This window comes from Cyanobium usitatum str. Tous (assembly GCF_003011885.1).
Lineage (GTDB): Bacteria > Cyanobacteriota > Cyanobacteriia > PCC-6307 > Cyanobiaceae > Cyanobium_A > Cyanobium_A usitatum.
Window position 1 is genome coordinate 1 of sequence record NZ_PXXO01000018.1, and the last position, 24,429, is coordinate 24,429.

General features: G+C 61.3%; 23 protein-coding genes and 1 tRNA gene. 20 read left to right on the plus strand and 4 right to left on the minus strand.

Annotated elements, in window-relative coordinates; all coding sequences use genetic code 11:
* Positions 1-144 precede the first annotated feature (144 nt).
* Genes C7K55_RS12155 through C7K55_RS12165 form a run of 3 tightly spaced genes read left to right on the plus strand, consistent with a single transcriptional unit; the run spans position 145 to position 5,789 of the window.
* On the plus strand, positions 145-4,689 hold the full coding sequence (locus tag C7K55_RS12155; protein ID WP_206603516.1) for a beta strand repeat-containing protein: 4,545 nt from the start codon (positions 145-147) through the stop codon (positions 4,687-4,689).
* Positions 4,690-4,692: 3 nt separating this feature from the next.
* On the plus strand, positions 4,693-5,082 hold the full coding sequence (locus C7K55_RS12160) for a hypothetical protein (RefSeq protein ID WP_106632995.1): 390 nt from the start codon (positions 4,693-4,695) through the stop codon (positions 5,080-5,082).
* A gap of 17 nt (positions 5,083-5,099) precedes the next feature.
* On the plus strand, positions 5,100-5,789 hold the full coding sequence (locus tag C7K55_RS12165) for a response regulator transcription factor (protein WP_106632996.1): 690 nt from the start codon (positions 5,100-5,102) through the stop codon (positions 5,787-5,789).
* Between the two features lie 3 nt (positions 5,790-5,792).
* Here the strand turns inward: C7K55_RS12165 and C7K55_RS12170 are convergent, their stop codons facing one another.
* Positions 5,793-9,809: a magnesium chelatase subunit H gene (locus C7K55_RS12170; protein WP_106633023.1), complete on the minus strand. Its 4,017-nt coding sequence runs from the start codon at positions 9,807-9,809 to the stop codon at positions 5,793-5,795.
* Between the two features lie 107 nt (positions 9,810-9,916).
* Here C7K55_RS12170 and dapB point away from each other — a divergent pair, with 107 nt between their 5' ends.
* The 5 genes from dapB (at position 9,917) to C7K55_RS12195 (ending at position 13,272) form a co-directional block, all read left to right on the plus strand.
* A complete protein-coding gene (gene dapB, locus C7K55_RS12175; protein ID WP_106632997.1) occupies positions 9,917-10,771 on the plus strand; it encodes a 4-hydroxy-tetrahydrodipicolinate reductase in 855 nt (284 codons plus the stop codon).
* Positions 10,771-11,418: a hypothetical protein gene (locus C7K55_RS12180; protein ID WP_106632998.1), complete on the plus strand. Its 648-nt coding sequence runs from the start codon at positions 10,771-10,773 to the stop codon at positions 11,416-11,418. Before dapB ends, C7K55_RS12180 begins: the two co-directional genes overlap by 1 nt.
* An 82-nt stretch (positions 11,419-11,500) precedes the next feature.
* A complete protein-coding gene (locus tag C7K55_RS12185) occupies positions 11,501-11,758 on the plus strand; it encodes a high light inducible protein (RefSeq protein ID WP_106632999.1) in 258 nt (85 codons plus the stop codon).
* A gap of 103 nt (positions 11,759-11,861) precedes the next feature.
* On the plus strand, positions 11,862-13,034 hold the full coding sequence (locus C7K55_RS12190) for an FAD-dependent monooxygenase (RefSeq protein WP_106633000.1): 1,173 nt from the start codon (positions 11,862-11,864) through the stop codon (positions 13,032-13,034).
* A 28-nt stretch (positions 13,035-13,062) separates the two neighbouring features.
* Positions 13,063-13,272, plus strand: coding sequence for a DUF2949 domain-containing protein (locus C7K55_RS12195; protein WP_106633024.1), 210 nt, complete (start codon positions 13,063-13,065; stop codon positions 13,270-13,272).
* On the opposite strand, the gene C7K55_RS12200 is transcribed toward C7K55_RS12195, so the two are convergent.
* Entirely contained in the window at positions 13,263-13,787 is a 525-nt protein-coding gene (locus C7K55_RS12200) for an adenine phosphoribosyltransferase (protein WP_106633001.1), read from the minus strand. The genes C7K55_RS12195 and C7K55_RS12200 overlap by 10 nt on opposite strands.
* A 41-nt stretch (positions 13,788-13,828) precedes the next feature.
* Between C7K55_RS12200 and C7K55_RS12205 the strand changes: the two genes are divergently transcribed.
* The 6 genes from C7K55_RS12205 to C7K55_RS12235 all read left to right on the plus strand — a co-directional run bounded on the left by C7K55_RS12205 (position 13,829) and on the right by C7K55_RS12235 (position 17,248).
* Entirely contained in the window at positions 13,829-14,371 is a 543-nt protein-coding gene (locus C7K55_RS12205) for a DUF3038 domain-containing protein (protein ID WP_106633025.1), read from the plus strand.
* A gap of 19 nt (positions 14,372-14,390) precedes the next feature.
* Complete coding sequence (locus C7K55_RS12210) at positions 14,391-14,987, plus strand: DUF4335 domain-containing protein (protein ID WP_106633002.1); 597 nt, start codon at positions 14,391-14,393, stop codon at positions 14,985-14,987.
* Between the two features lie 66 nt (positions 14,988-15,053).
* The gene (locus C7K55_RS12215; protein WP_106633003.1) at positions 15,054-15,302 is read left to right on the plus strand and encodes a hypothetical protein; all 249 of its coding nucleotides are present in this window, start codon (positions 15,054-15,056) and stop codon (positions 15,300-15,302) included.
* Positions 15,299-15,664: a hypothetical protein gene (locus C7K55_RS12220; RefSeq protein ID WP_106633004.1), complete on the plus strand. Its 366-nt coding sequence runs from the start codon at positions 15,299-15,301 to the stop codon at positions 15,662-15,664. Before C7K55_RS12215 ends, C7K55_RS12220 begins: the two co-directional genes overlap by 4 nt.
* A gap of 18 nt (positions 15,665-15,682) precedes the next feature.
* Positions 15,683-16,585, plus strand: coding sequence for a polyphosphate kinase 2 (gene ppk2 / locus C7K55_RS12225; protein ID WP_106633005.1), 903 nt, complete (start codon positions 15,683-15,685; stop codon positions 16,583-16,585).
* Positions 16,586-16,954: 369 nt separating this feature from the next.
* Positions 16,955-17,248, plus strand: coding sequence for a hypothetical protein (locus C7K55_RS12235; RefSeq protein ID WP_106633007.1), 294 nt, complete (start codon positions 16,955-16,957; stop codon positions 17,246-17,248).
* Between the two features lie 56 nt (positions 17,249-17,304).
* On the opposite strand, the gene C7K55_RS12240 is transcribed toward C7K55_RS12235, so the two are convergent.
* Positions 17,305-17,389, minus strand: a tRNA-Ser gene (locus C7K55_RS12240).
* A gap of 46 nt (positions 17,390-17,435) precedes the next feature.
* Positions 17,436-19,718, minus strand: coding sequence for a ribonucleoside-triphosphate reductase, adenosylcobalamin-dependent (gene nrdJ, locus C7K55_RS12245; RefSeq protein WP_241518358.1), 2,283 nt, complete (start codon positions 19,716-19,718; stop codon positions 17,436-17,438).
* A gap of 234 nt (positions 19,719-19,952) precedes the next feature.
* Between nrdJ and C7K55_RS12250 the strand changes: the two genes are divergently transcribed.
* The 6 genes from C7K55_RS12250 to C7K55_RS12275 all read left to right on the plus strand — a co-directional run bounded on the left by C7K55_RS12250 (position 19,953) and on the right by C7K55_RS12275 (position 24,375).
* A complete protein-coding gene (locus C7K55_RS12250; RefSeq protein ID WP_106633027.1) occupies positions 19,953-20,630 on the plus strand; it encodes a class I SAM-dependent methyltransferase in 678 nt (225 codons plus the stop codon).
* 21 nt (positions 20,631-20,651) lie between these two features.
* Positions 20,652-22,292 carry a peptide chain release factor 3 gene (locus C7K55_RS12255; RefSeq protein WP_106633008.1) on the plus strand — a complete coding sequence of 547 codons (1,641 nt, stop codon included), beginning with the start codon at positions 20,652-20,654 and terminating at the stop codon, positions 22,290-22,292.
* 122 nt (positions 22,293-22,414) lie between these two features.
* Positions 22,415-22,897, plus strand: coding sequence for a MotA/TolQ/ExbB proton channel family protein (locus C7K55_RS12260; RefSeq protein ID WP_161956169.1), 483 nt, complete (start codon positions 22,415-22,417; stop codon positions 22,895-22,897).
* A 53-nt stretch (positions 22,898-22,950) separates the two neighbouring features.
* Positions 22,951-23,283, plus strand: a complete 333-nt coding sequence (locus C7K55_RS12265; protein ID WP_127432034.1) for a hypothetical protein — start codon at positions 22,951-22,953, stop codon at positions 23,281-23,283.
* Positions 23,280-23,642 carry an ExbD/TolR family protein gene (locus C7K55_RS12270; protein ID WP_106633011.1) on the plus strand — a complete coding sequence of 121 codons (363 nt, stop codon included), beginning with the start codon at positions 23,280-23,282 and terminating at the stop codon, positions 23,640-23,642. The genes C7K55_RS12265 and C7K55_RS12270 overlap by 4 nt, the downstream gene beginning before the upstream one ends.
* Positions 23,643-23,646: 4 nt before the next feature.
* Positions 23,647-24,375 carry a hypothetical protein gene (locus C7K55_RS12275; protein WP_106633012.1) on the plus strand — a complete coding sequence of 243 codons (729 nt, stop codon included), beginning with the start codon at positions 23,647-23,649 and terminating at the stop codon, positions 24,373-24,375.
* The last annotated feature ends 54 nt before the right edge of the window (positions 24,376-24,429 follow it).

Genomic DNA, 24,429 nt, shown 5'->3' on the forward strand with positions numbered 1-24,429 from the left:
TCGACAGCATTCATTGATCTAAGTGATGGCCGTGGAAGCGGCTCTAATATCTATACTTTTAACTTCAATGATGATGGTCCAATAGCGATCACGCCAGCGCTAAGCGCTCTAAGCGACCAGGTTCTTGCTGGGCTGACGCTGCGTGTGGATGAAACGGCAGGAAACGATCCGGACCCGAAGGACACAGTTGCAGACCGAATTTCAAGTGTAGATCTGTCAGGATTGTTTGATTCAGATACGGTATTAGGAGGAGTACAGAGCAATTACGGAACAGACGGAGCTGGAACGAATGTGTTCAGTGTCAGTTTGTCGACAGCAGCTGGAGGGACGGCACCTGGAGGAGGGATTGGATCTGGATTGTATGCACTCAATACAGTTGATAGTGTATTTAGCCAGGGAGCGGAGATCCAGCTGTACCAGAATGGCAGCACGATCGAGGGAAGAGTCGGCGCGGTTGTATATTTTACGATTAGTACAACGAGTGTGGGTGTAGTTAATTTAACGCAAGCATCGGGCGTTAATATCTGGCATCCAAACACAGGAAGTGCTGATGAATCTGTAGCGTTGACCGGGCGTAATGGTGGCGGTGTTGATAGCTACCAGATTAAGTTTACGCAGACACTAACAGATCAAGATGGTGATACATCGACAGCATTCATTGATCTAAGTGATGGCCGTGGAAGCGGCTCTAATATCTATACTTTTAACTTCAATGATGATGGACCGAAAGCCGCCGAACCCACCAATACTGAGCTAAGCAACGACGCCTCCAGCTCAGTCACTCAGGTGCTTGATCTCAATATCTCTGATAACTTCGGTACTGATGGCGCTGGTCATGTCGCTTTTGCAGGTATTGCGTCTGGTGCTCTTGCGACAATCACAAGTAGCTCTTTGCCTGTATACTACTTCGTTTCAGCGGATGGATTGACCCTTACGGCAACGACCAGTTCGACTAATGCCCTTGTCAGTGATTATGTCTTTACGATTGTGATTGGTGGGGTGACGTCTGGCCAGGTCGACTACACAGTTACCAATTTTGCCCCAATAGATAATGGTTCGGGCATTACTTATACTTCGCTTGGCGGGATTAATGCTGGAAACCCTTCCTTCTATATTATCGGTGATAATTCGTCCGCAACCGCCCAGCCTGTCGAAATCCTGGCGACAAGTGTGTCTGCAAATGGCTCGCCAGGTACTGTAAATAATAATAGTACTGACTTGGCTGTTGATAATAACAATATCAATCCTGATGAGGTTCTGCGTCTTGACTTCGGTGAATTCTCTGTGGCAGCTGGTTCTTTTGCCGTTGATAAGCACATTGATGTTAATGCCGTGTCATTCAACTTGACGCAAGTGCCTGGTAATCCTGGTATTCCCGGCGCTTCTGGTAGCCAAAATGTGCAGATCAAGCTCACTGCTTACGATGCAGATTCTGATAATGTTCTTTCGGGTGATCCTGGCGACGTCAAGGATCCGGTTACTCTGGTTCAAGTTTACAACGGCTCAACTCTTGTCGCTTCGGCAGCTCGCGCCGGGGGCAGTGTGACAACTGGGGGGATCAGCTTCAACTTCAGTGATCCTAATTCTGTATCGATCGCTAATCTCCAAGAGACTTATTCAATACGTGTGTTCACTGATGACGGTTTTAGTCGCCTTGAGATTCAATCGTTGTCTTCTGGTGACGCATTCTCAGTTTCAACCCTTGCGATTGGTTCCTATAATGCTGGCAACCCTGTAACCCAGTCTTTTAACGTTAATGTTGTCGACGGTGATGGAGATACTGCATCCAGTGGCTTTGATGTTACCTGGAGTCCTCTTGTTGATCCGGTTTTTCTTGTTGGCTCTGCATCGGATGATCGTTCTGGATCCACAGATTCCTTCTTTACGTCTGGTGGGCCAGGCGTTATAGAAGGCACGATCAAGTCTGATGTTTTGATTGGCGACCCAGGTGGCTCAACACTAAAGGCTGGTTCAACCGCCAATGTGGTATTGGTTCTGGACGTTTCAGGAAGTATGGGTGATCAGATCAGTTTTGGTGGCAGTTTGATTTCTCGTTTGTCTGCTCTGAAGCAATCGGTGAATTCAACTTTGGACAGTCTCTACAATTCTGGTGCCAGCGATGTCCGTGTTCATATTGATATATTCAGCACTGGTGCGTCTCTCGTGGGCACATATGTTCTCACTGCGGGTGGGGTCGACAGCCCATCGCAACTTGCTGCTGCAAAAGCAGCGGTGAATGCTTTGAGTGCTGAAGGTTGGACTAATTACGAGGCTGGCCTGCAGAGCGCTCTCAATTGGATTAATTCCACTGGAACTAGTGCTCCATTGGCTAATGCTGATGTGAATCGCGTCCTCTTTGTCTCTGATGGTGATCCTAATCGTGCGATGGCAGCCAACAGCACCGATCTTAATTCGGCTTCCTCATTTGATGAGCCAAATTCTATTGCTCATATCCTTGGTACCTACAATCCGTCCGGTACCAGTAATGATGATACAGTAAGCGAAGTTGCTCTCATTGAGGCGGCCGGTGGCGCCAATAAATTTACTATTGAAGCCGTTGGTATCAACGTCACTGCTGCTAACCTTGACCGTCTAAGTCAGGTTGAAGGTAGTGGTGGCAGTGCGACCAATGTGACTTCGGCCGAGCAGCTGAATACTGTGATTGGTCAACTGACCGGTTCTCAGACAGTTCAGACATCTGCTGGTGCCGATGATCTGAGCGGTGGAGCGGGTGCTGACCTCATCTTTGGTGATGCACCCTTTACAGATGCACTGGCGCTCGCCAATGGTCTGACGACACCGACAGGTTCTGGCTGGTTGGTTTTCCAGCTTCTGGAAGGAACCCTTGGTGCTACCGCTGGCCCCGGTGGTGGTCAGTGGAGTAGGGAGGATACCCTTAACTACATCCGTACTAACCCTTCGATTGTTGCTCAGGAAAGTGCACGCACCGGTGCTGCTGATCAGATCAATGGCGGTGACGGCGATGACCGCATTTACGGACAAGAGGGCAACGACATAATCACCGGCGGTAAGGGTGTCGATCAGCTGAGTGGCGGTACTGGAGCCGACCAGTTTGTGCTGGTGAGAGGGGACGGCAGTGCCTCGGCTGCAACGGTAGAGATTGATGTGATCACCGACTTCACTGTCAATACCGACACCATCATCATCGATGGTAACGGAACCACGATCAGCAGTGTTGCTGTTTCTGCGCCTTCGGCCAACGTCTATACAATCACTGTTACTTATTTAGGTGGATCAGCTGAATACTTCAAGGTCAATCTCACAAACGGTGCTGTCTTGAATGACGCCCCGGGTGGAGTTGCCTCCACTGTCGGCATCTCGGGCGTCTCGGCCACCATCGATGGCACCATCGTTGGTGCCACTCTGTTCTTGGACATCAATCACAACAACCAGGAAGATGTCGGCGAACGCCTCGGCATCACCGATGCCAAAGGTCATTTGGAGTGGGTTGTTGACCTCTCCATCCTTGATGTGAACGGTGACGGGCAGTTCACCTTCGGCGAAGCCCGGGCAGTCCAGAGCGGCGGCCTCGACACTGATACCGGCCTGACCTACGAGATCAACCTCTATGGCCAGGTGGGTGCATCTTTTGTCACTCCTTTGACCAGTCTTTTTCAGACCCTGCTCGAAGGCGGAGCCGACTACGCGTCAGCCAATGCAACCCTTGCTTCGAGGCTGGGGCTCCCCGCTAATAGCGATCTCACCTCGCTTAACCCCATTCAAGGTTCCAGTGAGATCCTTGGCCAGAACGCCGCCGTGATGACGGCGGCCGTTCAGTTCTCCGAGCTGGCTGCACGACATCTCGTCACTGACGAGGCGCATGCATCTTGGACTGTGTTCTCCGCCATCAGCCACGTCCTTTCAGAACTGCCAGATGGTCAGGTGGCGGATTTCACCTCGGACTCATTGCTTAGTGCGATCGCCGACCAGCTGAAACTTGATCATCTCGCCAGTAGTGACATCATCGAGTTCATGGCTGCCAGTCAGCTAGCCCTTCAGCGCAGTCTCGATACTCTCCCTGCTGATGCGGATGCTCTGGCTGCCATCAGTGCTGTGCAGCATTTGGTGCAGGGCACCTACGCTCAGGTGCTCGGGTCAGTTGCGAATGGTGATCTTGCTGTGCAAGCGCTCGATGACCTCACCCACACGCTCACGGCCTTTGGCCACGGCGACCTGAGCCTCGATCAACTTGATAGCTTCGATCAGCAGCTCACCCTGGCTGGCAATGATGGGCAGATCACAGAGTCTGAGTTCGCCCAAGCAGCTTCCCGCCTGCCCGATCTGGCGGAAGATGGTGCCTTCGCCGTGGCTCCTGTTGATGCCCTGGTTGCTGATACCCCAGTTCCAGCTGTCGACATCTTCATCCAGGATCTCGCCATTACCGATGAGCAGGTGGTCGAGTCCGAAGTGGCTAGCTTGGATGACTTAGTTGAGCAGTACGTGGGTGAGAACGCTCTCACCGATGAGGCGATGGCTGAGTACCAGCAGGAGCTTGCACTCACCGAGGTGTCGGTTACGGCCGATATGGCTGCTGACCCGGCAGCGATTGAGCCCACCGCCGATGCCTTGGCCGCGCTCGAAGAGGTTCATGCGCTCCTGTCCGACGATGCCAGCGATGGCATTGCTACGGTTGCCGATGTGGTCGATGACTTCTCCTACACCGTTTGAACCATGGCTGATGCGGATGACTCATTTGTAGCCGGTGACGTGATTGCCGGCTTAACCGAAAACTTCTTTGAAGCTGTGCGATCCTCACCAGATCTTGCGGCTCAAGAGGCTCGCCCTGCTGAGCTTGTTTATGAGCTTGACCAGGTGGTTAGTTCCTACCTCGAAGAGCAGCAGCTCTCCTCTGATGCTTACCAGCTCATTCAGCAGGATGTGCTCAACCACATTGCCCATGACCTTGCCGATCAGCACCATGACCTTGCCGATCTTGACGTCAGTTTTGATGCGGCTGGTAATGCTGATCCCGCTGCCGTGATGGCCGCTATGGACCATCACTTCGAGGCCCTGTTCAGTTCGGAGTCCTTTAGTGATGATGGGTACGCCGCCTTAGGCTGACCTCCCAACGCTTCCCTGTGCCCCCAACTGCCCGTCTGCTGCTCGTTGATCCGGATAGACGCTCGTCTGATCTGCTCACCAAGCACCTTCAGGTCCATGGCTTTGCCATTAGCGCCGTAGCCAGCACAGATGCAGCCCAGCAGCAGCTGCCGGCCGCCGCACCCCAAATGCTTCTGATCAGCGACGCCTTGCCTGATAGCGCGGCGCTCGTCTTCACTCGCCAACTGCGCGCCGCAGCTAATGCCATTCCGCTGGTGTTGCTCCTATCTTTCGATCACTACAGCTCCCGTGTAGCTGCTCTTGAGGCCGGCGCTGACGACGTATTGTCTCGGCCCTTTGCAATCGAGGAGCTGATTGCTCGGCTGCGTGCCTTATTACGCCGCAGCCGCATGGGACTCAACCATGTAGATGGCACCGAGTTGCACTATCGCGACCTTACGGTCAATACCGACAGCCGTCAGGTGTCCCGCGCCGCTACCCCGGTCAAGCTCACCGTCAAGGAATACGATCTACTCCTGCACCTGCTTCAGCATAGCGAGCAGGTGCTCTCCCGAAAGGACATCCTCTTGGCCGTTTGGGGGGACTCCTGGGTTGGCGACGACAACCTGCTCGATGTCTACATCCGGTACCTGCGCAAGAAACTGGAACGCCCCGATCTTGAGCCACTCATCCACACCGTCCGGGGTGTGGGCTTCATGTTGAACTGAAGCTCAGGGTTGGGTCACACCCTCGATCCGGTCTTCAATCTCCTGATAAATCTCCTGCAGCTGGGCAATGTTCTCGTCGCTGGTTTCCCAGTAGCCGCGGCCGTTTACTTCCAGCAGCGTGCCCACGATGCGGCGGAAGCTGTGTGGATTGAGCTCCATCAGCCGCTTACGCATTTCTGGATCGTTGATGAAGGTGTCGTTTGCCTCCTCATACACGAAGTTGTCTACCGAGCCGCTGGTTGCGCTCCAGCCCAGGGTGAAATTGAGCCGTTTGGCCACTTCCCGCACGCCCTCGTAGCCGGAATTAAGCATGCCCTCGTACCACTTGGGGTTGAGCAGCTTGGTGCGCGAATCGAGGCGAATGGTTTCGCTCAAGGAGCGCACCTGGGCGTTGGCCGTGGTGGTATCGGCGATATAACTCGCTGGTGCTTTGCCGTCGTCGCGCAGGCCGGCGATCAGCTTGGTGGGATCGCTGTCGAAGTAGTGGCTCACATCGGTGAGTGAAATCTCAGCTGAATCCAGATTTTGGAAGGTCACATCAGCTGTTTTCATGGCCGACTCGAACACTTCTCGGTTCTGGTTCATCTCACCTGGGTTGTCGGCATTGAATGCAAACGTCTTGCGGGATAGATACATCTCCTGCAGCTCATTCTCCTCCTCCCAGGTGCTGTTTTCCACCGCCAGGTTTATATTGGAGCTGTAGCTGCCGCTGGCATTGGAAAACACCCGCGTCGCTGCATCCCGCAGGGACACACCTTGGGCCGCCGCCTGCTCCTGGGCATGGCGGCGCACGAAGTTCATATCAAGGGGCTCATCAGCCTCAGCTGCCATCTTCACGCCCTGGTCGATCAAGCCCATCTGGTTGATAAACAGGTCGCGGAATACGCCGCTGCAATTCACCACGACGTCGATGCGGGGCCTGCCGAGTTCCTCAAGGGAGATCAGCTCCAGCTTGTTCACCCGGCCCAGGGAATCTGCCACGGGCCGCACGCCGATAAACCAGAGGATTTGGGCCAGCGACTCGCCGTAGGTCTTGATGTTGTCGGTGCCCCAGAGCACGCAGGCGATCGTTTCGGGCCAGGCTCCCTGCTCGGCCTTTTGGCGCTCGATTAGCCGGTCCACCACCACCTTGGCGGCAGCAATGGCTGCGCGGGTGGGGATCGACTGGGGGTCAAGCGCGTGGATGTTCTTGCCGCTGGGCAGCACGCCCGGGTTGCGGATTGGGTCGCCGCCGGGGCCCGGCAGCACGTATTCGCCATCGAGGGCCTTGAGCAGGCTCTGCATCTCCATATCGGCGCAGATCTGCTCAAGGCAGAAGCGCAGGTAGCCAAACAACTTGTCGAGCTCGGCTTGATCTACCCCTGGGAAGCCAGCAACTCGGCAGGCACTCAGCCAGGGGCTGGGCAGTTGGAAGCCGAATTTCTCCAGCAGGGCAAACAACCAAGCGAAGTTCTGGCGCAGGGTTACCCGGCCATCGGCGCCGGTCACGGCCTTCACCATCGAGCCCACGGCGTCGCGACACACCTCGGTGATCGTGCGGTTGAGCTCCACATCGGCGAGCACACCGTCGTCGTTGCCTTTGTAGATGTCAGCAATCGTGCGGCCCCGGCTCTCGGCTAGCAGGCCCGGCAGGGAGCGCAGGCCATCTTCCTCGCGTTCGAGCGCCGCGATATTCACCAGGGTGGCAATTGCCTCCTCGGCAGTTGGTGGCTTGCCGATCGTGTGCAGGCCACAGGGCAGCAACCGGCTTTCGATCTCCATCAGCTGGCGGTACACCGCACCCACCACGCCATCGCGGCCGTCGAGGCCGATCTCCGAGGCATCGGCTTCGGGTAGCACCACGTCTTTGTCGAGGTTGCACTGACGCGCCGTTTCCACGATCGCGTTGACGATCTGTACACCCCGGCTGCCTTCGCGCAGCTGCTGGTAGCTGCCCACCAGTTCGCCTAGCTCCTTGAGGCCCCGATACAGGCCGGCATTTTCAGCCGGTGGTGTGAGGTAGCTGATCGTGGAGGCGTAGCCGCGCCGCTTGGCGATGGTGGCTTCGCTTGGGTTGTTGGCGGCGTAGTAATAGAGGTTTGGCAGGGCGCCGATCAGGGAATCGGGGTAGCAGGTTTCGCTCATGCCCATCTGCTTGCCAGGCATGAATTCCAGCGAGCCGTGGGTGCCGAAGTGCAGCACCGCATCGGCCTGCCACACCTTCTCCAGATAGGTGTAGTAGGCGGCGAAGCCGTGGTGGGGGCTGGCGCTGCGGGAATAGAGCAGCCGCATCGGGTCGCCCTCGTAGCCAAAGGTTGGCTGCACTCCCACAAATACGTTGCCGAAGTGGCGGCCGTAGATCAGGAGGTTGGTGCCGTCGCTGTTCAGGTTGCCGGGGGGCTTGCCCCAGTTTTCTTCCAGGCGCTCGGAATAGGGAGTAAGCCGCTCGTATTCCTCCACGCTCATGCGGTGGGCGATCGAGAGCTCCGGTGCCCCCTGAAGAGCTTCAGGGTCGTTGATCACCGCCTCCATCAGCGCCTTGGGCGTGCGCGGCATGTTCTGCACGTCATAGCCCTTGGCCTGCATCTCCTCCAGCACCCGGAAGATCGAGCCGAATACATCCAGGTAGGCCGCCGTGCCGACGTTGCCCTTATCAGGGGGGAAGCTAAATACGGTGATCGCCAGCTTCTTTTCAGCCCGGGGCTTGATCCGCAAGGAGGCCCAGCGGATTGCGCGCTCGGCGATCGCCTCAACCCGGTCTTGCAGGGTGTGGGCTTTACCGGTGGCGTCGTCGCGGCCGCTGAGCACGATTGGCTCAATGGCGCCATCGAGTTCGGGGATGGCGATCTGCAGGGCTACCTGCACAGGGTGCAGACCTAGATCGCTCTCCTCCCACTCCTGGGTGGTTTGGAACACCAATGGCAACGCCACCATGTAGGGGCGATTCAGCTTTTTAAGCACCTCAATTGCCTTGGGGTGGTCCTGCCGGGCGGGACCCCCCACCAGGGCAAAGCCCGTCAGTGACACCACCCCATCCACCAATGGGAAGTCGGGGTTGAGCGGGTCGTAGAAGAAGGCATTCACCGGCTTGGTGAAATCGAGCCCCCCGCAGAACACCGGAATCACGGTGGCGCCGCGATATTCCAGCTCCTGAATGATCGCCACGTAGTGAGCTTCATCGCCGGTAACTATGTGGCTGCGCTGCAGCACTAGGCCGATCACCGGGCCATTGCGGGCCTGCTCGCTAAGATCGCCGCGGCTGGAATTCCAATTTAGATATTCCTTGAGATCTTCAAACATTCCCGGTGCTAGCGGGTGCCAGATACCCAGGTCTGGGAATACCTGGGGCTCAGCCACAACCACGGCGGCGCGGTCTGCCGCTTCTCCGGAGCCGCCCCGGGGGAAGACGTACTTATCGGCCAGCATCAACAGAAAATTCCTGAGATTGTCTGGCGTGCCGCCCAGCCAATACTGGAAACTCAGCATGAAAGAGCGCGCATCTTGCGCCTTCTCAACCGGCAGGTACTTGAGCACCGTCGGCAAAGTATTGAGCAGCTTCAACATCGCGTCCTGGAAACCGGCGCCGCCCGCTTCCTTGCGCTTTTTCATGAAGCTGGCAATGGCGCTCTTGCTCTGGCCCAGCTGGGCCATCGAGAAGGTGCCGAGCTTGTTGAGCCGCATCACCTCCGGCATGGAGGGAAACACCACTGCTGCCTTGAGCCGGTCGCGGTGCGGAGCCACCGCTTCCACCACCTTCTGGGCCAGATCTTCAATGAAGATCAGCGAAGCGATAAATACATCCGCCGCAGCCACGTCCGCCTGGAAATCGGCGTAGTTCTGGGGGTCGCGCAATTCCTCAATCAGGTAGCCGCTCAGCTCGATCGCCAGGGGGCCGTTCTGGGCATTGAGCGAGTTGGCTGCCTGGGTAAGGGCGTTTTGGTACTGGGGTTCGAGCACCACATAGACGGCCTTCATCACGGCCCGGCCGTTCACGTCGCCGGGCGTAACGCGGCGGTTGGTGGAGCGAACCTGCGTGAACATCAGCACGAATAAGGGGTCATTGGGGAATCTACGGATGTATCCGCTCTGATGCGAGGTCTTGCCCCGTATGCACCGCATAGGCTCGCTGCAAGCGCTTTTAGACCCTCATGGCTCCTGCACCCGATCCGGCCTCTGGGGCACCCATCCCCGTGGTGGTGGCCGGTGCCCTGGGCCGCATGGGCGCCGAGGTGGTGCGGGCCGTGCTTGCGGCCCCCGATTGCACCCTGGTGGCCGCCATCGACACCACCCCTGGTAAAGAAGGTGCTGATCTGGGCCTGGAGCTCGGCCTAGGCGAATTGGAGCTGGCGATCACCGGCGATTTCGAAGGGGCCCTGTGCCAAGCCAGCCAGGCGGCACGGCAGGGCGGAGCAGCCGTGCTGGTGGATTTCACCCACCCCTCGGTTGTCTACGAGCACACCCGCGCCGCGATCGCCTATGGCGTGCACCCGGTGATCGGCACCACGGGCCTCTCGCCAAGGCAGCTGGCTGATCTGGCCGGCTTCGCCGAGAAGGCGAGTGTGGGCGGGGCCGTGATCCCCAATTTTTCGGTTGGCATGGTGCTGCTGCAGCAGGCCGCCGCCGCCGCCGCCCGCTTCTACGACTTCGCCGAGCTCACCGAGCTGCACCACAACCGCAAGGCCGATGCCCCCAGCGGCACCTGCATCAAAACCGCCGAACTGATCGAGGAGCTGGGTAAATCCTTTAACCCCCAGCAGGTGGAGGAGCACGAAACCCTGGCGGGCTGCCGTGGCGGCCAGCGCGATAGCGGCCTGCGCCTGCACTCGATCCGCTTGCCGGGGCTGGTGGCCCACCAAGAGGTGATGTTTGGTGCTCCCGGCGAGACGTACACCCTGCGCCACGACACGATCGAGCGCTCCGCCTACATGCCCGGCGTGCTGCTCACCGTGCGCAAGGTGCGCCAGCTGGCTGGCCTGGTGTATGGCCTGGAGCGGCTGATCTGATGCTGCTTCCCTTGCGCCCGGGCGAGCTGCTGCGCCTGATCCCAGCGGTGGCCACCGGCCCCCAGTTCAACGCCTGCACCGGCAATCCCCGCAAGGTGCTGCAGCGGGTGCTGATCTCGGTGATCGGCGCGGTGATTGCCCTATTAATCAGCCAAACCCTGCTGTTCTCCAGCCAGTTCGGCCCGGTATTCCTGGTGGTGGGCTTTGTGTTTGCCCTCTACCTGCTCTGGGGACCGATCCTCGAGGCGGGCCAGAAAAATTCCACCCTGCGCCGCTATCCGGCTGCAGCCCTGTTTGAAGGCCAGATAGTCGATTTATATACCCGCGAAATCGTTGAGGAGCGCCGCGAACAGGCCAACAACGACGGCCGCCTGGAGCTGGTGGAAAACCGCCGCACCTGGCTCACCCTCGAGCTTGAGGACGAAGAGGGCTATCTCGGCAAGGTGCGCTTCCCCTTTGAAAAAAAACACCAGCAGATTCGTGCCGGCATGGTGGTGCGGGTGTTGGTGCTGAGCGAGCGCAAGGATTTTTCTCAAATAGGGGCGATCAGCGACGCCTGGCTGCCCCAGCTCAAGCTTTGGGTTGGCGAATACCCCTTCCTGCTGCGACCGGCCTTTGAGGAGCTCTGCCTGAAGCGATTCCGCTGATCCAGGCGCAGCATTTTCCCGGAGCCGCAGTTACAAGCTGCAATATTGCGTTACACTTGCGGAAAGCACGCGTCAGGTTTCCATGACTCAGATCACCCCCTCGATCGAAGCGGCCACCATCCGCGGCGCGACTGTTACTACCGAAGACGGCGGCCGTCTCAATGCTTTTGCCACCGAGCCCCGCATGGAAGTGGTTTCAACCGAAAGCGGCTGGGGCTTCCACGAGCGCGCCGAGAAGCTCAATGGTCGTATGGCCATGCTCGGCTTCATCGCCCTGCTTGCCACTGAATACGCCCTGGGTGGTGAGTCCTTCACCCGCGGCCTGCTTGGTATCGGCTGATCTACCCGCTCTCGCAACTGCTTGAGCCTTTGCTACACCATTTGCCGCAGCTCTTCTGCTGCGGCTTTTTTGTGCCCGATCCCCGGGCTGATCTGCCATCGCCATGGTCGAGTCCAAACCGGTTCTGAGGGCCCTGGTGAATGGGGCGGGCCCCACCGGTGCCCTCACGGCCTTTGCCCTGGCCGACGCTGGCTGGCAGGTGCAGATCAGCGATCCCCTGCCCGCCGCTGTGCTGCTCGAGCGCAGCCGCGCCTACGCCTTCACTCATTCCAGCCAGCGCCTGCTGGAGCAGCTGGGGCTGTGGTCAGCCGTGCAGGCGTTGCTGGTTCCCTTCCGCTCTCTGGAGCTACTTGATCTGGCCACCCAGCGCCAGGTGCCTTTCTGCTTGGCGGATCTGGGCTCGCGGCGGGCGGCGGCACCGGCGGCGGCCGTGGGTTGGGTGGGACAGCACCGGCCGCTGATGACCCTGCTGCTGGAGCGCCTGGGCGCCCATCCCGCCATCACCTTGGAGTTGGGCACGCCGCCGCCGCACGCCGCCGCCAAGCAGCCGCCGCACGACCTGATCGTGGCGGCCGACGGCCCCCACTCCCCCAGCCGCGAGGCCCTCGGCATTGGGGTCTTGCAGTGGGCCTATCGCCAAAACTGCCTCACGGCCCTGGTGCAACTCCGCGGCAGCGCCGACGACCAGGCCTGGGAGCTGCTGCGGCCCGAGGGGCCTTTTGCGGTGCTGCCCCTGGGTGATGGTCTGTTCCAGCTGGTTTGGAGTGCCCCAGCCCAGCGCTGCCGCCAACTTGAAAGCCTCGGCGACTCAGCCTTCCTTGATGCCCTGGCCGGTGCCCTGCCAGACCAGCTTCAGCCCGATGCCCTGCTCGATGATCCGCGCGCCTTCCCGGTGGCCCTGCTGCTGGCCAGGCGCCTGCACCGCGGCCATACGGTGTTGGTGGGGGAGAGCGGTCACCGCTGCCATCCAGTGGGCGGCCAGGGGCTAAACCTCTGCTGGCGCGATGTGGCCACCCTGCATCGCCTGGCCCGGCGTACAGCGGCCGGGCGGCTTGCCGTGCACCGCTTGCCGGCGGCCTATGCAAGGCGGCGTTGGCCGGATTTGCTGCTCACCCTGCTGGCTACCGATCTGCTGGTGCGGTTTTTCTCGAATCGCTCGCCCCTGCTGCTGCCCCTGCGCCACCTGGCCCTGCTGCTGCTGGCCAAGCTTGCTCCCCTGCGCCAGCTCAGCCTGTCCGCCATGACCGATGGCCCTTGCCAGCTGCTGCGCCGCTGATCAGCATGGGCTATCCGGGGCCGCATGCATGGTGATCAGCACCAGTTCCCAACCGCCGCCTTCGGCGGCGCTGCTGCGTCTGCTGCGCAATCAATTCGGACTGAGCGAGAGCGCCCTGGCCCTGGGATTGCGCCAGGCCCAGCAGGAGCAAGCGCCCCTGCCGGTGGTGCTCTGGCGCTTCGGGCTGATCAGCCTGGAGCAGTTCGATGCCCTGCTGAGTTGGCAGGATCAGGAATAGATGATCAGCGACTCCACGGGCTGATCTTCAGGCAGCTTGCGGCGCCCTTCCAGGGCCGCCAGTTCGGCCACAAATCCGAAGCCACACAGTTCACCACCAGCCGCAGCCACAAGCTCTGCGCAGGCCGCCGCGGTGCCGCCGGTGGCCAGCAGATCGTCGATGATCAGCACCTTGGAGCCATCGGCCAGGGCATCGCTGTGGATTTCCAGCCGGTCGCTGCCGTATTCGAGGGCGTAATCCACACCCGTAACTTCTCCGGGCAACTTGCCGGGCTTGCGCACTGGCACAAAACCCAATCGCACGGCGGTGGCAAGGGCTGTGCCCACGATGAAGCCCCGCGACTCAATGCCCACGATCAGGTCGGGCTGCAGCCGCTCGCACACTGCGCTCAGCTGACGGATCACTTCCTGCCAGCCGTCCGGGTCGCGCATCAGCGGCGTGAGGTCGCGAAACAGGATGCCGGGCTTGGGAAAATCAGGCACATCGCGCACAAATTCCCGCAGGTCTGGGGCCATGAACGTGACGGTTGGGTGCACTTGCTGGCATCATCGCAGCCATGCCCCTGCATTCAATCGCTCCTGAATCGACCGCCCGGCTTCCCCGCCGCGGCCTCGAACGCCTCGACCTGCTGTTGCTCAGCGCCGAGGCCCTCGACCTCAACGGCGGTGAGGCAATGGTGTGGATGAGCGAGCAGATGGGCTTCACCACCCTCTTCCCAAACCGGGTGGAACTGTGGAAACGCCGCTGCACCAACCCCCTGCGCCGCACCACTCGCCGCGAAGGTCTGGAGCCAGCTGAAACCGACGCCCTGATCCGCATTCTTTGCGCCTTGGCAGACCGCCTCTACCCCCTGCTGCGCGGCCTGCTCTCCAGCGCCGAGCCGCCTGAAGTGCTCAGCGAGCGTTGGAACTTATTCCGCAGCCGCCTGGCCGATCTGGTACGCCAGCGCATGAACCTCCGTCGTGGTGGCGTGCAACTGTTGCTCGATCCCGAGTCAGGTGCCCGCGAGTCGCGGCTGCTGATCCAGGCCCTGGCCCTGGGCTCCGGGGTTGGCGGTTTTGAGCGGCTGCGCGCCAGCCTGCTGGATGCCCAGCCATGATCCAGTCCCTGAACCTGCAATGAAGCAAGTACTGCAGTTCGACCAACTCAGCTGCCGCCTCAAGGTGGAGGGTCTGCCGGATGTGTCGGTCGGCCAGAGCGGCCAGAACCTCGGCATCATCACGGGCTGGAGCTTGGCCTGGGCCGGGCGCCCCGAGCTTGAGGGCCGCAAGGAGCACCTGCTAGCCCTGATGCAGGTGGTGCTGCCCTATGCCCGCTACTTGATCAGTGGTGTGCCGCGTCGCTTTGGCGCCGAGCCCGAGCCGGTGGAGATAGGTCCGGGGCCAGAGGGCGGCCATGGCCTGCTGCTGCGCAGTAGCCAGCCGGACACGCTCCCTTTACAGCTCAATCTCGATGATGCCGAGCTGGCCGATCTGGTGCGGGTGCTGGATCAATTGCGCCTCGATTCGCGGCTGCAGTTGCCCCTGGAGCTGCCTGAGCCCATGCCCCTGAAGGGCCGCGAGCTGCTGGAACGCCGCCCCCTTGCCCAGCGCCTTGCAGCGCCGCTGGCAGGGCTCCTGGCTGTGGCCGTGGCCTCCGGGCTAGGGCTGCTAATACCAGAACCCAAGCCCGGGCTCGAGCCAACGCAGCGCCCAGCTGCCGCCCAAGCTAAGTAGCCGCTATTGACGTAGCCGGCTAGCTGGTCACACTTGGGTATCGATGAGAGAGTTTGAATTGGGTCCATGGCGGCGCTGACCTGGTCGGAATTGCGAATTCGGGTGGCTCGACTTGGGGCCTCCCTCGATGTGGTCGTGCGCAGTGATCCGGAGGTTTGCGGGCTCAGCGGCGACGACTTCCGCATCTCCCTGCATCACGGCGGCCAGGGGGATTGCACCGTGGCAGATCTCTCCTTGATCGACTGCCCCAACGAGTTGGTGCTGATGGAATTCGAGCGCTGGATGCGCGGTGCCGGTTACGTCCTCGAGGTATGACCTCCCCCCGTAGCCGCGCCCTGCAATTGCCCACCACAGGCGCGTCGACACGACGGGTATTTCGCCGCCGCCACCGCCCGGCCCGCTGGCGTCAGGCCGCTATCGCCTTCCTGCTGGGCGCTGCCGGCACCGGGCTGATGCTGGCCTTGCTGCAGTTGCCGGATCGCTTCGACACTTTTTTGCTGCTGAGCACCGCCCTAGCCAACCTGATCGGCGGGGTGCAGCAGGCGCTTTGGGGACTGGTGCAATTGCTGGCGGTGGTGCTGCTGGTGCTGGCGGCCATTGCGGCCCTGGGCTTGGTGGTTGCTGGGATCATCCGTCTGGTGCGAGCTCTATGGCCCCAGCCCAGCCGCCGCAACTAGTTCTGGAGACTCTCAGCAATGGGAAAACACAAGAAAAGCGATAAAGCCACCAACTCGAGCAAGCCCCAGCCACCCCATTTTGGGCCCCTCAGCGATCGCTACTACCCGTCCCCTTTCCTGGAAGATCTGGCCAGCAATGGGGGCCGGCTAGATCGCAAGGTTTACGAGAAAGAGCTCACCCGGCTGCAGGTGGAGCTGGTAAAAATGCAGTACTGGCTGAAGGCCTCTGGCTTTCGGCTGATCGTGCTGTTCGAGGGCCGGGATGCGGCCGGTAAGGGCGGCACGATCAAACGAATCACCGAACCGCTAAATCCCCGCGGCTGCCGGGTGGTGGCCTTGGGCACCCCCTCTGATCAACAGAAAACCCAGTGGTACTTCCAGCGCTACGTAGAACACTTCCCTTCAGCTGGGGAGATCGTCGTATTTGATCGCAGCTGGTACAACCGAGCTGGGGTGGAATCGGTAATGGGCTTCTGCACACCAGCCCAAACGGAGGAGTTTCTGCAGAGCTGCCCGGAATTTGAGCGGATGGTGGTGCGCTCTGGAATCGTGCTGCTCAAGTATTGGTTTTCAGTGAGCGATGTGGAGCAGGAAAGCCGCTTCCAGTCCCGTATCGAAGATCCCACCCGCCGCTGGAAGCTCAGTCCGATGGACTTGGAGGCCCGCAACAAGTGGGAAAGCTTTTCAGCCGCTAAAGATCATATGTTCGCTCACACCATCATCCCCGAAGCGCCCTGGTTCACCGTGGAGGCAGACGACAAACGCCGCGCCCGCCTCAATTGCATTCACCACCTGCTCAGCAAGATCCCCTACGAAGACATGACACCTCCAGCGATCAAGCTGCCGCCCCGCAAGCCACCCGAGGGCACGGCTCGTCCGCCACGTAACGAGCAGTTCTTCGTGCCCAACCAGTACCCCTAACCGTGTAGGCGCGCAAACCAGAGGCCAGCCAGCTGGTAGGAGCTCCACAGGAACGCCAATAGAAACAACCAATTCAGCCAGGGGGGACGCTGGGGACTCTCTGGGGCCATGAACAGCCAGGCTGGGTTGGTAGCCCCCAGATTCGCACCACAGGAATTTGTAGGCCATAAAAAAGCAGGGATTGCTCCCTGCCTGATCACCACTCCCTTCGTGGCGCTCATGAGCAGCCTAGAAAAGATGGGATCAAGTGAGCCAAACCCATATCTTTTGAACCGCATCACGCAACGTGACGGTCTGGGCCGTCGCATTGGCCTGGGGCGGCAGCCCCCGTAATATGCCGCAACTTCACTGATCCGATCTGGCCTGGAAATGGGCAACCCAATCAGTCGTGAACTGTTTTTGGCAAGGGCCCGATCCCGTTTTGGCGATCAATACGACTACGCAGCCATCCTCTACAGGAGCTACAAGTCCCCTATCAAGATTCGCTGCAATAGGCATCCGGTCAAAGAGATTTCGATCACCCCCGAGAAGCACCTTCAAACCACCGGCGGCTGCAAATACTGCCTAAGGGAGAAGCGCATAATCAATCTCGAAAGGGAGCTCAACCGCGCCTGCGCGGAGCCCGCCGTAGCAATGCGCCCCTTCAGCCACCTTCATGACTGATGCCAGACCAGCCCTGCAAGCACTTGCGGGGCTGGGAACTGCTGATGTCATTGGAACGGAGAGGGCGGGATTCGAACCCGCGGAAGCTTTCACTTCGCTGGTTTTCAAGACCAGAGCCATCAACCACTCGACCACCTCTCCAGAGGGTCGGTGCGGCAGTGCCACACCGAAATTTTATCTTAATTGGTCAGTTGTTGCCCGGTTTAGCCAAAGGCAGTAGGCACTTGTCTGAATCGCAGCCAGCTGGACCTGCCTCCACCAGCTCACCGCGGTCGTAGCGCTGAAGAGCTTCAAAGAAGCAGGTGGTGCTGCGCCGGGCGGCCACCTCAGCGTTGAGTCGCAGGTAGGTAGCGTGGTCGATTGGTTCAAATGGCAGCCGCGGGAAAGTAGCATTTGCATCAAAGCGGGCCAGCAGGGCTGCGGATATGTAGCCCTCGCCTTGATCGATTGCCTGATAAATGGCATCTGCCAGTGGTTCTATTTCGTTTTCGCGGAACTCCACCGTGGCTGAGGTGTTGTGGGCTGTGTAGTGCTTCTGCACCTGCATGTAAAAGTCGAATTGGGCCAGAGCTGAGAAGTTGTTGATCTCCACCGCATCGGCACCGGGGATATTTGCCCAGCTCACTTCGGTGGGGATTTCCACCAGCCACTCAGTGCAGCGGGGATCAAACGGATCATCCAGCAGGCGGCCCTGTTCGTCCTTATCGCTTTGCGAGGGCACGATTGTGTAGCCGTAGTCCATGCAGGCGAGCGCCACCGGATCGTTCTTGCGGAAGGTGATGCGACGGATGAAGCGCTGGGCCTTGGGGGGGTGCCAGCCTGGTGAGGCGCCGGTGAGCAGGCTCTTGGTGCCGGCGGGCTGCACGGTGGTGCAGCGATTGGGGCGACGCAGGCCGTGGCGATCGCAGTAGTCCCACACCGACTGGTTGACGATCTGTTTCCAGCGGCTGAGGAATTCGGCCTCCTTTGCCTTGAAGGCCAGGCCTTCGGCCGTGTTGGGCCGCCCCGCTTCCCACCAGGTGAGCCAGGGCGTGCCAAAGGCGTGTACAAAGAAGTCGAATAGGCCGGTGAAGCTCACGCCCACGATCGGATCCCAGGCGCGGCTCTGGCGGTAGCGCTCCACCTCGAAGCGATGATTTAGCAGGCAGGCCACGGCCAGGCCGGCGGCACGGAAGGCCTCCTCCTGGGACACCAGATCGGCGGGGTCGATCTGGTTGAGGTGGATTTCAGCCAGATTGCAGTGGAAGTCGGCGCCGAGGATCTCGCCGCAGGGGTTGAGGCCGTAGCGGCCCAGGCGATGCTCCAGTTCGGCGGCGCTGATCTCGGGGTGGTGGGTGGTGAGCCAGCGGCCGGCTTGCTCGCGGCCTTGGTCGCAGTAGATGCCGATGAACTCTGTGCGCAGCTCTGGGGTGCTGAGCAGGTCGGCGTTGGAGCGGGCGATGGCCTCGGGAGCGAACTGGATCGCGCCCTCACCGCTCTGGAACTGCTTAACAACAGCCTCCAGCACCGTGGCCCGGTCGGGCCGGTTGTGGAAGACCCGGGTGTGGTTGGCCATGCGCAGGGAATCCCTTTCCGGATCGATGCTCCAGTTGCCCTCGCTGTCCTGCTGCCAGAGGTTCTCCTTAGCTCCGGCGGCGGAGTTGTCGTCGGCGCAGAACTGGCGCATGCCGGCGCTGCGGCGGATGTTGCCGGCCACGATCGTGACGGCAGCCTCATCGATCAGCAGGCAGCACTCAACCGAGGTGAGCTGGCGGCCTTGGGCCTTATTGAGGATGTGGGCTACGCGGCCGTAGAGGTCCTTGAGTTTCACCGGATTGGCCATGCCACCGAAGCCCTTGAGGGTTTCGCCCACGGGCCGCACGTCGGAGAGATCGACGCTGATTTCGATGGGGCTGGTGGGGTCAAAGCGCTCGTCGCTACAGAGATTGAGCAGCAGCTGATAGCTGTCCACCCAGCCGCGGCGCGTGTCGCCCACCTTGATTGCAACCCGGTTGGCCTCGATGCCGTGGCTGGTGTGCTCCTGGCGTTGGCCAGCCGGAGTGGCACCGATATCGGTCACGGCGGCGATGCTGAGCCGGTTGCGCACCGCCGGCAGGCGCCCAATCAGGTGCGGCTCGATGATGGCGCCGGTGCCGCAGCCCATCATCGCCAGGTCCATCATCAGACCGAAGGCTTCCCAGTCCACCAGGTTGGTGGAGGTGCAGTTGTAGGCGCCAGAGAAATTTTGCTGTTGTTCGATCCATTGGGTGCCGCCGATCCACAGCCAGCGTCCGGAAGGCAGAGCCTTCTGCTGCTGCTGCATGCGGCGCATCAGCTCAACCTCCGCCTCGCTGAGGTTGCCCAGCTTGCTCAGACCGCCGAGGTTGCGCTCAGCCACCTGGTGCCAGCTTTCCCTGCCGGTCTCGGTCTTGCGGCTGTAGGTCCGGTAAAACACCGGGTTGGCAGCAGGAGCGGAAGCTGGAAAGTCCAGAGCCTCGCCCGCCGGTCTGCCGCTGGCGGCGGCAAAAGCCTTTTCAGCCGCCGCAGTTTCGGCGTTCTGACTGGCGGCTGTAGGGGGCGTGGCTGAGAGCGTCACAGGCAGTACGGCCCGAAGGTGAGCCGAACCATAACGCCACAGGTGGGGTGTGCAACACCTGGTAGACACCAGCGACAGTGCGCCGCCCAGCAAGGCTGCGCCACAATGGATCTGGAAATCTTGAATTCGATGCAGCGCATTCCGGAGCCGGAGCTGATGGACGAGGCAGGCCAGGTGCTGGCCTATGCCCAGGCCGATTTCGCCGCCTCCGATGCGGCGATGGTGGAGCGGCTAGCTCAGCTCTGCGGTGATGATCCCGGCACGGCCCTGCTTGATCTGGGTTGCGGCCCGGGCAACATCAGCTTGCTTCTGGCCGGCCGTTGGCCTGCTGCAAAGGTTTTAGGGCTCGACGGGGCGCCACGGATGCTTGCGGTGGCGCGCGAGCGCCTGGCCGGAGTGTCGCCGGATTTGGCGGCTCGGCTGCGCTTTGTGCAGGCGCTGTTGCCCCTTGCTGCCGCAGGCGAGCTTGAAGCTCACTTCTCGGCGGTGGTGAGCAACAGCCTGTTGCACCACCTGCATGATCCGGCGGCGCTTTGGCAGACGGTGGCCCAGCTCGGCGCCCCTGGGGCCTTTGTTTATGTCCAAGACCTGCGCCGGCCCGATAACGGCGAGGCAGTTGAGACCCTGGTGGCCGCCGAGATGGCGAGCGCCCCGGAGGTGTTGCGCCACGACTACCGCGCTTCCCTGCATGCGGCCTTCACCCCAGAGGAGGTACAGCAGCAGCTGGAGCAGGCCGGGCTCGCCGCCCAGCTCCAGGTGGCGCCGCGGCAGGAGCGCTACCTGGAGGTGTGGGGCCGGCTCAATTAAGCGGCCTGGCAGGCTGAGCTAATGATCAGCAGCACAAGCAGCACTCCAGAACTACAGGCCCTGGCCGAGGCCGTGGCCCGGCGGCGCAACTTCGCGATCATCTCCCACCCAGACGCGGGCAAGACCACCCTCACCGAGAAATTGCTGCTCTACGGGGGAGCGATCCAGCAGGCCGGGGCCGTGAAGGCCAAGGGGGAGCAGCGCAAGGTGACCTCCGACTGGATGGAGCTGGAGAAGCAGCGCGGCATCTCGATCACTTCAACGGTGCTGCAGTTCGACTATGCGGGCAGCACGATCAACCTGCTGGATACCCCCGGCCACCAGGACTTCTCGGAAGACACCTATCGCACCCTGGCCGCCGCCGACAACGCGGTGATGCTGGAAGACGCGGCCAAGGGCCTGGAGCCCCAGACGCGCAAATTATTTGAGGTGTGCCGCATGCGGCGCATCCCGATTTTCACCTTCATCAACAAGATGGATCGGCCGGGGCGCGAGCCCCTGGAGCTGCTCGATGAGATCGAGCAGGAGCTGGGCCTGGCCTGCTGGCCGGTGAACTGGCCGATCGGCAGCGGCGATCGTTTTCGCGGCGTGATCGATCGCCGCAGCCACGACGTGATCCTGTTTCAGCGCGCTGAGCGCGGCCGCCAGAGCGAGGAAAAGCTGCTCACGGTGCAGGAAGCCCGCGATACGGGGGCCGTGGAGCCGGAGCTCCTGGCTCAGGCCCTTGAGGAACTGGAGTTGCTGGAGGGGGCCGGTGCCGACCTCGACCTGGAGCTGGTGCACGCCGGTGAGCTCTCCCCTGTTTTCTTTGGTTCGGCGATGACCAACTTCGGCGTGCGGCCATTTCTTGATGCCTTTTTGGAGCTGGCCCAGAAGCCGGTGGGCCGCGCCAGCAATGCCGGTGAGATCGATCCGATCGGCCCCGGTTTCAGCGGCTTTGTATTCAAGCTGCAGGCCAACATGGATCCGCGCCACCGCGACCGGGTGGCCTTTGTGCGGGTGTGCAGCGGCAAGTTTGAGAAGGACATGACCGTGCAGCACGCCCGCACGGGCAAGGCCATTCGCCTATCGCGCCCCCAGAAGCTGTTCGGCCAGGACAGGGAGGTGGTAGAGGACGCCTACCCCGGCGACGTGATCGGCCTCAATAACCCGGGCATGTTCGCCATTGGCGACACCCTCTATCTGGGCCAGAAGGTGGAATACGAGGGGATTCCTTGCTTCTCGCCGGAGATATTTGCCTGGTTGCGCAACCCCAACCCATCGGCGTTCAAGAGCTTCCGCAAGGGTGTCAACGAGCTGCGCGAGGAGGGGGCGGTGCAAATCCTCTACGACACAGATGAAAGCAAGCGCGATCCGATCCTGGCGGCGGTGGGCCAGCTGCAACTGGAGGTGGTGCAATACCGGCTTGAGCACGAATACGGCGTGCAGACGCGGCTTGAACCGCTCGGTTTTGCGGTAGCTCGCTGGGTGGCCGGCGGCTGGCCAGCGCTGGAGCAGGTGGGGCGGATCTTCAATTGCAAGACGGTGCGGGATGCCTGGAACCGGCCGGTGCTGCTGTTCAAGAACAGCTGGAACCTGGGTCAGCTGGCGGAGGAGCACCCGCAACTGGAGCTGAGCGCCGTGGCGCCGGTGGTGAGCGGAGTGGAGCCGATCAATCTTTAAGCCGATCACCCTTTAATCCAATCACCCTTTGATCCGTACAGGCGCCCGAGCCCATGTCAAGCAGGGGCGATACCGGCGGCGGCCCCAAGCGCTCCATATCCTCACCCCATTCGGCAAGAGCCATGGCTTCCTTCCTGTCTCTGTGGAAGGCCTGCGGACCGGTGGCTGTGCCCCTGCTGGTTTTATCGGTGGCGGTATTCACCGTGGGATTTGATCGCTGTGCGTTTTGGTGGCGCTGGTTTGCCCGTGGTCGCCGCTCGTGGCGGCAGCTGCGTACGGCGCTGGCGCAGGCACCTTCTGCGGAGCTGCGCCTTCAGTTCCTTGACGATTGTGACCACCAGATGACTTGGGGTGAGCCCTTGCTGCAGGCAGCAGTGGTGCTGGCTCCGCTGCTGGGCCTGATCGGCACGACGGCTGGCTTAATGGCTGTGCTGAAGCAACTAGGAAGCCAGCTGCTGCTGCCGCCCGGCGCTCCCTTGGCCGGCTACGGCGACGTGTTGCTTCCCACCCTGCTTGGTCTGCAGATCACTTTTGTGGCGATGGCGTTGCTGTTGCTCAACCAGGGGCTGCGCCGCTGGCAGTTGCGTCATTGCGCCAACCCCTGATGCAGCAGCCAAGCGCCGCACAACCAGGGCTCTTAACCGCCTTGGTACCCCTGGTGGCAACCAGCATCACCGTGTTGCTGGCAGTTGCTGCCCTGCCCAGCCTGGTGCTGCAAGCCAACCTGAGAGTGCACACCGAGCCCGCCGTTAGCGGCGGTGATGTGTTGGTTGTGGCCCGCGCCGCCTCCGGCCGCTGGATTCTCAACGGTGCCCCCCAAGCGGATGAGGGCCTGCTTCGCCAACTGCAGGCTCGCCCGCCCGCGGTTGTGGCTGTGCGTTTCCAGCCCTCGGCTGGCTTGGCCAGCGCTGAGGTGGCCGCCTCTCTCGATTGGTTGCAGCACCACTCCCGCTTGCCGGTGCTGGTGGAGTGGCCGGGAGGAATGCGGTGAAGCAAGCCTGGCTGCTGCAACCCTTCTCCCATGCGCTGCTGGCAACGGCTCTATGCGCTTTTTCCCTGGGCCTGCTGCTGCTGCCCCAGGTCAGGTTGCAGCGCCCGTTGGCCCAGGGGGTAATCAGCCTGCACCTCGCTGCCGACGGTGGCCTGAGGCTCTGGAACCAGCCCATTGCCGCCGCCGAGCTGCGGCGCTTGCTTGCCGCTCCGGCCCTGCGCAGCAGGGCGAATCGCTTGCGGATCGTGCCCGATCCCGACACCCCCTGGGGTGACGTCCGCCGCCTGCTCAGCCAGCTCGATTCCTTGCCACTGCACCTTGAAATCCAACTTCCTGCACCTACACCCAAAGCTGGCTGAGTCCATGGTGCGGCGCTGGGCTCCTGCCCTGCTGGCCGCCCTTATTTGCCAGTTGCTGCTGCTGATGGCCCTGCCCCAGCCCGGAAGCGATGGCCGCCGCGCTCGCCGGGCCGTGCTGGAAGAGGACACGGCCACCTTGCTGCGCTGGAGCCGCACGGCTTCAGGCTTGGGCACGACTAGCTCCCTGGCCACGATTCCTTTGCAAGGTCTGGCAGGCCTGCCGCCGCCGCCACCCTCCAGCCTGCCCGCCGGTGCTTTCACCGGCGACTCCCAAAGCGAGCAGGGCCGCCGCCGGCCAGTTGCCGCCGCTAGCAGGCCGCCAGCTACAAGCAATCCCGGAAACCTGCCGCGCCAGCCCAGCGAGGCATTTCGCCTGGCCCGGCAAGTGGCCATGGGTGGGCGGCCTAGGGAGGCTGGCTCCGCCTTGGTGGCCCTGCAGCGGCGCCAGTGGTGGCTGCTTCCCGGCCAAGAGCGTGCCCTTCTAGCCCTATGGGATGGGGGCAAGGAGCAGGAATTACCAGCGAGCCTGGGCACCTTGCCCGAAGACATCAGCCTGCGCCTCAGCAGCCCTAGCGCCGCGGCGCCCCTGGCCCTCGCTGAGCTCCATGGCCGCTCCTTAATAGATGGAGATCGGCTTTGGCTCTTCTGGCAGCAGGGCGAGAGCCTCTGGCTGTTGCGGGGGGCTTTGCTGGGGCCACCAACCCCACCCCCACCCGCCCTAACCGGGTCTTAAACCCGGGACTACCGAGCCTTTGCTTGGCAGCGCAGCTGGCTCCATAGCGTTGTG

Bases quoted from the DNA above. Each gene is read 5' to 3' on its own strand.
- C7K55_RS12195 (WP_106633024.1), top strand. From the start codon at position 13,063: ATGGTGATCAGCACCAGTTCCCAACCGCCGCCTTCGGCGGCGCTGCTG.
- dapB (WP_106632997.1), top strand. From the start codon at position 9,917: ATGGCTCCTGCACCCGATCCGGCCTCTGGGGCACCCATCCCCGTGGTG.
- C7K55_RS12220 (WP_106633004.1), top strand. From the start codon at position 15,299: ATGACCTCCCCCCGTAGCCGCGCCCTGCAATTGCCCACCACAGGCGCG.
- C7K55_RS12275 (WP_106633012.1), top strand. From the start codon at position 23,647: ATGGTGCGGCGCTGGGCTCCTGCCCTGCTGGCCGCCCTTATTTGCCAG.
- C7K55_RS12210 (WP_106633002.1), top strand. From the start codon at position 14,391: ATGAAGCAAGTACTGCAGTTCGACCAACTCAGCTGCCGCCTCAAGGTG.
- C7K55_RS12250 (WP_106633027.1), top strand. From the start codon at position 19,953: ATGCAGCGCATTCCGGAGCCGGAGCTGATGGACGAGGCAGGCCAGGTG.
- C7K55_RS12170 (WP_106633023.1), bottom strand. From the start codon at position 9,809: ATGTTCACGCAGGTTCGCTCCACCAACCGCCGCGTTACGCCCGGCGAC.
- C7K55_RS12185 (WP_106632999.1), top strand. From the start codon at position 11,501: ATGACTCAGATCACCCCCTCGATCGAAGCGGCCACCATCCGCGGCGCG.
- C7K55_RS12260 (WP_161956169.1), top strand. From the start codon at position 22,415: ATGGCTTCCTTCCTGTCTCTGTGGAAGGCCTGCGGACCGGTGGCTGTG.
- C7K55_RS12180 (WP_106632998.1), top strand. From the start codon at position 10,771: ATGCTGCTTCCCTTGCGCCCGGGCGAGCTGCTGCGCCTGATCCCAGCG.
- C7K55_RS12255 (WP_106633008.1), top strand. From the start codon at position 20,652: ATGATCAGCAGCACAAGCAGCACTCCAGAACTACAGGCCCTGGCCGAG.
- C7K55_RS12235 (WP_106633007.1), top strand. From the start codon at position 16,955: ATGGGCAACCCAATCAGTCGTGAACTGTTTTTGGCAAGGGCCCGATCC.
- C7K55_RS12215 (WP_106633003.1), top strand. From the start codon at position 15,054: ATGGCGGCGCTGACCTGGTCGGAATTGCGAATTCGGGTGGCTCGACTT.
- C7K55_RS12200 (WP_106633001.1), bottom strand. From the start codon at position 13,787: ATGGCCCCAGACCTGCGGGAATTTGTGCGCGATGTGCCTGATTTTCCC.
- C7K55_RS12190 (WP_106633000.1), top strand. From the start codon at position 11,862: ATGGTCGAGTCCAAACCGGTTCTGAGGGCCCTGGTGAATGGGGCGGGC.
- ppk2 (WP_106633005.1), top strand. From the start codon at position 15,683: ATGGGAAAACACAAGAAAAGCGATAAAGCCACCAACTCGAGCAAGCCC.
- C7K55_RS12205 (WP_106633025.1), top strand. From the start codon at position 13,829: ATGCCCCTGCATTCAATCGCTCCTGAATCGACCGCCCGGCTTCCCCGC.
- C7K55_RS12160 (WP_106632995.1), top strand. From the start codon at position 4,693: ATGGCTGATGCGGATGACTCATTTGTAGCCGGTGACGTGATTGCCGGC.